Source organism: Methylobacter svalbardensis (genome assembly GCF_037671525.1).
Classification (GTDB): domain Bacteria; phylum Pseudomonadota; class Gammaproteobacteria; order Methylococcales; family Methylomonadaceae; genus Methylobacter_A; species Methylobacter_A svalbardensis.
Genome location: NZ_JAWPOH010000131.1, coordinates 1 through 4,084, shown reverse-complemented (window position 1 = coordinate 4,084; position 4,084 = coordinate 1). Strand labels below are relative to the sequence as shown.

General features: G+C 43.3%; 5 protein-coding genes and 1 pseudogene. 3 read left to right on the top strand and 3 right to left on the bottom strand.

Translation table 11 applies throughout. The features are described 5' to 3' along the window. Window positions 1-149: 149 nt before the first annotated feature. Window positions 150-458, top strand: a complete 309-nt coding sequence (locus RW114_RS20100; RefSeq protein ID WP_340124514.1) for a DNA/RNA non-specific endonuclease — start codon at window positions 150-152, stop codon at window positions 456-458. Between the two features lie 407 nt (window positions 459-865). On the opposite strand, the gene RW114_RS20095 is transcribed toward RW114_RS20100, so the two are convergent. The 3 genes from RW114_RS20095 to RW114_RS20085 form a co-directional block, all read right to left on the bottom strand. Further along, window positions 866-1,822 carry a hypothetical protein gene (locus tag RW114_RS20095; RefSeq protein WP_340124513.1) on the bottom strand — a complete coding sequence of 319 codons (957 nt, stop codon included), beginning with the start codon at window positions 1,820-1,822 and terminating at the stop codon, window positions 866-868. 799 nt (window positions 1,823-2,621) lie between these two features. Beyond that, a complete protein-coding gene (locus tag RW114_RS20090) occupies window positions 2,622-2,930 on the bottom strand; it encodes an addiction module antidote protein (protein WP_340124512.1) in 309 nt (102 codons plus the stop codon). 9 nt (window positions 2,931-2,939) lie between these two features. Continuing rightward, on the bottom strand, window positions 2,940-3,221 hold the full coding sequence (locus RW114_RS20085; protein ID WP_479687045.1) for a type II toxin-antitoxin system RelE/ParE family toxin: 282 nt from the start codon (window positions 3,219-3,221) through the stop codon (window positions 2,940-2,942). A gap of 331 nt (window positions 3,222-3,552) precedes the next feature. Here RW114_RS20085 and RW114_RS20080 point away from each other — a divergent pair, with 331 nt between their 5' ends. Both RW114_RS20080 and RW114_RS20075 read left to right on the top strand, forming a co-directional pair. Further along, window positions 3,553-3,708: a hypothetical protein gene (locus RW114_RS20080; protein ID WP_340124510.1), complete on the top strand. Its 156-nt coding sequence runs from the start codon at window positions 3,553-3,555 to the stop codon at window positions 3,706-3,708. A gap of 261 nt (window positions 3,709-3,969) precedes the next feature. After that, window positions 3,970-4,084 (top strand): annotated as a pseudogene (locus tag RW114_RS20075) (DUF1264 domain-containing protein); the annotation flags it as partial.

Sequence of the window (4,084 nt, the reverse complement as noted above, 5' to 3'; positions counted from 1 at the left end):
TAATTGAACGAGTGCGTTGTTTTAATGTTCATTTTAATGCAATCCATTCAACTTTAAAACCCACTCGAATCAATCCATAAGTCGGGAAATCAAAATACATTCAAAGTTGCTGTATTTCGACAGCCTAGTGCTATCGAGACATTGATGAATTGCTGGTCATTGGCGGCGTAATCTGGGGCAATAATCCGGCAGATGATTACTTTGTGGAGTCACATGGCGTAAAAACACCAGATGCTTATTGGAAGGTGGTTATTCGCGGAACAGGTTCAGATGAACGTGCAATTGCTTGGATTGTTCCGAACACGCAAGATGCTACACGAAAACACTTGGATAATTATTTGGTATCAGTGGATGAGATTGAGCGAGTAACAAGCGAAAAGATTCCAGTTTCTGATTATGCCAAGCACGACAAACCATCAGCTTCTTGGCTTATTCCGCATGGATGTAATAAAGGTTGAGTATCTATGCATTAAGCTATTTCGCCGATGATACGATGCTAAGCATTGTTGCAAATTTTTACCTTTTCGAGGTGATGGTAAAAAATAACCTTAACGGGGTTTATATTCCGTTTCGTGCGTCGACCCCATTCTATGCAGTCAAAACAGTATGAATGTAGGTGTGATGAGTATTGCAGGCCACTACTATCCATCTACGAAGCAATCCTTACCCATAGCCATATAGGGTAATTATTATAAATATCCGGTGTTGATAAACATTTTCAGTTAAACCGGCGACTCAATATTTAATAACGGAATTAATGCCCTTTGAATTGACAGTTGATTTATTTGGCTACTCAATAGAGCATAAGATAAGCCGTATCCTGTCGCTAAATTTTTTGGCTAGAAAAGGATTTACACTACATCAATTATGGCTTGATCTTAGCCGCAAAACGAATAATATCAGGAAGCAATTGCAGATAGACAGCAAGCTTTCCTAAAACATCCACCGCATCGCTTGGCGGTTTGATGACACGCGTCCTCACATGCTCAATGATTTCAAGTAACATTTTTTTGCCTCTAAATCGATTGACTCCAACTTCTAGCAAAGGTGCGAAAAAAGGCGCGATTATTAGTGTTGCCATTAATCCGCTTGTCGCTCCAACCAAACCTACCCAAGCAGGAACTCCGGTTAGACTCACCCATAGACTGCCCCACCAGGATAGATTGCTAGTATAAATCGCTGTTGCAGCGGCTTGACCTGTGGCAAGGCTACTTCCAAAGCCACTGGCTCCCAGACCTTTACCCATTAAGCCGGTCAATAAAAACATCAAAGCTTCTCGTGAACCTTCAACAGGAAGAGACATTCGTTCAATATGATGGGAGAGTTGTCTCTCAACTTCCTCACGCTGATTTATTGGAAGTCCGTTAAGTAAATCACTCAATTTGGCATCGAAATTGGCTTGATACTGAGCGACATAATCCTGAAGCTTTTTGTCCAAGCCGCGTAAATCAAGCAACTCGACTTCAATCGCGGTATATAATTCAAGTTGCTTACCCGATAAAGAAATAGAATTGAGTTGTTTATCCGGTTGATTTTTCTTACGTGTGGCTGCTGATTTGATAAAGCCCCAAGCAGAACGAGGCAGTGTAGCTAACTCCTTGGGAATATCGCCTCGGTGTCGCCAATGGCGACTTAAAACAACGCTCGGCGAAGAAAAATTCTTCAAATAGACTGGCGTGACACGATTTTTTGCCTCGTTAAGGTGCGACTCAACGATGTCGTTTAAATTTTGCCGGTGTTGTTCGATAGTTTGCGCGCAACAACAAGAAAAGCTCTTGTCCAGAAGCTTTGCTTGATCGTTTTTATTACTTGGCTGAGACATTCAATTCATCGGTTTTCGGCTTGTCGAACAGTTGGGAAAATTTGCCCATTTTAAAAAATAGCATTACAGTTTATCCATGTCCTCAGCATCGGCTTCGTGCTTTTCCCCCTCGTCCCTTATGTATTCCCACATGCCGTTTTGATAAAGCCAAATTGGATCAGCATTTTGTTGGATATAGGGGTTCTAAGCCCAAAACCGCGTAATTTTCCCATTTTTTTGTTAAATCAATGGGTTAGTTATGCTTTCTATTAACTAAAAGTTATTGATCCACTTGCAAAATTACCGACCGGAAAATGGGACAGGTTTATATCGGCTCCCGAAAAGTCTTTTTTGAACCAGGAAGGCCGACCGTAAGGGGTCGTTCGTGGTGCGACGTGAAGTCGTATAAGAATTGTTTGGCCTGAGTAATCATGACTAAACCTGCCGTTCCTCCGGCAGTAGCCTAAGAGTGCAGGCATTAACAGTAATGTGATGTCTGAAGCCACTCTAATAGGACTAGCGGGAGCATTTACACAGAAACATACGATTTGAGTAAATGAGACAAGGCGATTTATTAAAAACAAAGACTTATGCTTCCATGAGAAACAATATTTTCGTTGTTTTATGTGCCAGCTCTAATACGGTATCTTATTGATAATGAACAAATTTGAATCGAAACCGTAATTTCATGTTCAAATGCCCCCGCTGGTCCTATTAGCGTCACAGATTCCGATATTTCTTCATTATGTATGACAAAGCAACAGATTCCGTGTGCCACTAAAATTGAAAAATAGCTTACTGATCAACATTGCGCTTTTCACTAATTGTGGCACCCAGCAATCGCCTCCGCATGTAGATGAATCCCTAGCGCCTTTGTCACTTTGAGGATCGTATCGAAACTGGGGATGTGTTCCCCGTCTAGCGACCGATACAGGCTTTCGCGGGAAAGGCCGGTATCGCGGGCGATCTGTGACATACCGCGCGCACGGGCAATATCGCCAATCGCCTTGGCTATAAAGGCCGCGTCACCGTCTGCTTCCTCAATACAGGCGTCCAGATAAGCCGCCATTTCTTCTGTTGTTCTCAAGTGCTCTGCTACATCGTAGCGGCTGGTTATGGTTTTTGTCATCGTGTTTTCCTACAGATTACGGGCAAGCCCCTGGGCGGTTTTGATGTCGGTATCCTGAGTGCTCTTATCTCCACCAGCTAACAGAATTACGACTTTGTTGCCACGCCGCGTGAAATACACCCGATAACCGGGTCCATAGTCGATTCGCATTTCCGATACACCCTCTCCAACAGGCTTCACGTCTCCTGGATTGCCGGCGGCCAGCCGTTCAATTCTGGCTTGGACTCGCGCACGCGCTCGAATGTCACGTAGTTCATCCAGCCATTGGGCAAAAACATCGGTTTTTTTCATATCGATCATGTGATTAATGTAGCCTATAAGCTACATATTGTCAAAACAGACTTCAACATTGGCCCTGGAATGAACCAGGCAATCAAAGACACGCAGAACGGGTGTTATGTCAAATTGTTTTGGGTAACGATAAAAACCGTTAGAATGTCAATAAATGCTAACTCTCGGTTGAGGGGCAGCTTTTTGACTCGCACAAGTCATTCTCCAAAAGTTCTGAATCGTCTCTTTTTGGCCGGGTACTGACTTTTGCGAATAGCAGCACTCGGCCAGAAGCGGTCTGTCACGCAATAAAAAGTACGACAATGGTTCATCAGTAATTGAAGTTGCAGATATGATTAAGAAACATCGACGTATTGTCATGATTACACATGAGGAAGCTAAATATATTGATGATGCCTTGACACTAAAAGTGGTTATGCTTGTCGGTTGGACGTTCGGCAATGATTCAACTGCAAGACTTCATGCCGGTGGTGTTGTTCTTTCCTAAAGAGAGAGTGGGTTCTACTGTTACATCCCCAAGCCGGGCGGGTTTGCAACCCCGTACAGCCTAAGATTTTTTATAAGACAATGATGTCGTTTATATTACGTGATAACGAAACTATCCGACCAAAGGAATTTTAAATTGATAATTGATTTTCCGAGCGAGCATGATTTTTATAAGTCGGCAACAGGTTTGTTGAATTCCGCATGGGGCGAAGTGATATCCCTAATTTTTGAATTTGGGGTTAATTAACCCCATGTTGCCAAGGACGATCCGGCGCATCAAATGGAGGCTCACCATTTCTGTCGCCAAGTTAACGAGGATTTCGCCCAGTGCGCCCTGTTCGACGGTAATACCCGGCAAGCAAACCTGATCGGCATTG

Coding starts and splice junctions, on each gene's coding strand:
- RW114_RS20095 (WP_340124513.1), bottom strand. CDS start 1,822: ATGTCTCAGCCAAGTAATAAAAACGATCAAGCAAAGCTTCTGGACAAG.
- RW114_RS20090 (WP_340124512.1), bottom strand. CDS start 2,930: ATGACAAAAACCATAACCAGCCGCTACGATGTAGCAGAGCACTTGAGA.
- RW114_RS20085 (WP_479687045.1), bottom strand. CDS start 3,221: ATGAAAAAAACCGATGTTTTTGCCCAATGGCTGGATGAACTACGTGAC.
- RW114_RS20080 (WP_340124510.1), top strand. CDS start 3,553: ATGATTAAGAAACATCGACGTATTGTCATGATTACACATGAGGAAGCT.